Source organism: Burkholderia sp. Ac-20379 (assembly GCF_017104645.1).
In the GTDB taxonomy this organism is placed as follows: Bacteria; Pseudomonadota; Gammaproteobacteria; order Burkholderiales; family Burkholderiaceae; genus Burkholderia.
The window spans coordinates 1-2241 of sequence record NZ_JAAGPF010000607.1; the positions used below are offsets into that span (position 1 = coordinate 1).

General features: G+C 73.5%; 2 protein-coding genes. Both read right to left on the minus strand.

From position 1 onward, the window contains the following. Positions 1-434, minus strand: a 434-nt coding sequence (locus G3N92_RS33190) for a pyridoxamine 5'-phosphate oxidase family protein (protein ID WP_206131737.1), incomplete at its 3' end; no start/stop codon positions are given. Between the two features lie 131 nt (positions 435-565). Beyond that, on the minus strand, positions 566-2002 hold the full coding sequence (locus tag G3N92_RS33195; protein WP_206131738.1) for a hypothetical protein: 1437 nt from the start codon (positions 2000-2002) through the stop codon (positions 566-568). Positions 2003-2241 lie beyond the last annotated feature (239 nt).

Consider the following 2241-nt stretch of genomic DNA (forward strand, 5'->3'; position numbering starts at 1 on the left):
CGGGGGCCGGCCTCGGCGGCGGGCGGATGCGCGTCGGCCGGTTCGGCCACCGGCGTGCCCGGCGGCAGCGGCGCGCGATAGAGGATCAGTGTGCGCGGCCGGCTCGCTCGCCAGATCGCGAGCCGCTCGGCCTCGCTCGCGCGCAGGCTTGCCACGCCTTGCGCGCGGATCTGCAGGCCGTTCGCGAGATCGCAGCCGACCAGCGCGATGCGGCCGTCGCGGGCGATCTCGGCGGCCTTGGCCGAGCGTGCATCGGTGTGGAACATCAAGCACCGGGCCGCGCGATCGACGCCGCGCAGCACCACGGTGCGCACCTGCGGCGCGCCGTCGAGGCCGAGCGTGGCGGCTTGCAGCATCGTGAACGGCGAGCGCTCGCGGCCGGCGTTCGCGCCTTCGTCGAGCAGGGTCCAGATGCGGTCGAGCAGATCGTTCATGGCGAGGCGGCGCGGGCAGGGGAGACCGACACACGATAGCGGGCCGCTGCGGCGCTGTAAACGGCGCTCGCCCCGGCATCGCAACCGGCCCGCAAGGGGCCGGCGCAAAGCCGGGGCGAGACCTGGGCGCGTCAGATCGCCGTGTTGCGGCGTTGCAGCACGCCGCTGCCTTGCGCCGGATTCGCCGAGGCGCCGGTGGCGACCGGCAGGATCGGGCCGCCCTCGGGGTCGCTGTCGTCGCTGTGCTCGACCTCGTGCACCGACGCGCCGCCTTCCGGCTTCTTGGTCTTGCCCATCTGCGCGAACGGCGCGTACATCACCATGCCGAGCAGCAGCGCGACGGCCAGGTTGTTGAGGTTGGTCTGAGCGCCTTCGCTGAGGCCGGTGGTCTTGTCGGCGACGATCTGCGAGAGCAGCGTGCTGGCCGTAAACAGCGTCGCGCGGGCCGGGAACGCGCCGGTGGCGGTGTTCTTCAGATCTTCCAGCGTCGGCATCTGGAACGAGGCCTTCAGCGCCGGCGCGCCGCCCGCGGTGATCGAGCCCGACACCAGGTCGTCGCCCACCTCGCCGAACATGTTCCAGCCGGCGCGCTCGGCCGAGTGGTCCGTTTGCAGCACCTGGCCGGCCGCGCCCGCGCCCGACGGGCTGGACGTGTACGACATGCCCGAGCCCACCACCATCTGGTCGGCCACGTAGGCCGCGCCGGCCGCCTGCGATTGCCCGTAGGTCGGCTCCTTGTCGTCCTTCGAGCCGAGCTTGACGAACTGCTGCATGCCGTCGCGCATCGCGCAATACAGCACGAACGCGCCCAGGCTGGCCGACGCGCCGGCCATGCTGCCGGTGCCCACCGCGGCCAGGCCCATCACGCTGCCCACGGCCATCAGGGCGAGGCGCGAATTGCGGCTGGTGTTGGTGGCGATGCCCTTTTCCTTGTCGCGCATCATGCCGACCACGAGCAGCGCGATCGGCGCGGCCGTCAGCATCAGGCCGACCATCGATTTCACGTCCTTCGACGCGTGTTCGTCGCTGAGCACCTCGCCGAGCTTCTGGCCGGTCAACTGGCGCAGGAACGTCGGGCCGTAGACGGTCGGAATCCGCGCCACCATCGAGTGCGCGGCCGAGGTCACGAACTTGCCGACCGGGTTCTCGAAGTTGTTGTTGACGATGTCGTTGGCGAACTGCAGCACGCTCTGCACCATCTTGCGTTGCTCGGGCGTGCTCGGTTCCGGGCTTTCGTCGGTGCCGATCGCGCGGTGCAGCATTTCCATGTTCGCGTCGAGGCGCACCGGATCGTGCGACACGTCGAACGATTCGATCATGTCGTGCATCTGCGCTTCGAGCTGATTCAGGCCTTCCGAGCTGAACGCGGCCAGTTCCGGCGCGTCGGTGATGTCCGTCTCGTGGATGCTGTGCAGGCTGTGGAGGCTGACCGAATCGGTTTCGCCGAGCATCGCGCGCTCTTGCTGCGTGGGGTGCGTCGGGCGGCGCTGCATGCGTTGCGGCGGCGGATGCTGGGCGTTGCGGCGCGCGGTGGCGGCGGCCGGACGCGCGGCGGCCGAGGCGCCCAACGCCCGGCCGGACCCTCCCGGCCACGCCCGGCGGCCCCCCTCCGCGAGCGCGGAGCCGCAGCCGGCGTGCCCCCGCCCCCCCCGCCCCCCCCCCCGCCCCCCCCCCCCGCCCCCCCCCCCCGCCCCCCCGCCCCCCCCCCCCCCCCCGCCCCCCCCCCCCCCCCCCCCCCCCCCCCCCCCCCCCCCCCCCCCCCCCCCCCCCCCCCCCCCCCCCCCCCCCCCCCCCCCCCCCCCCCCCC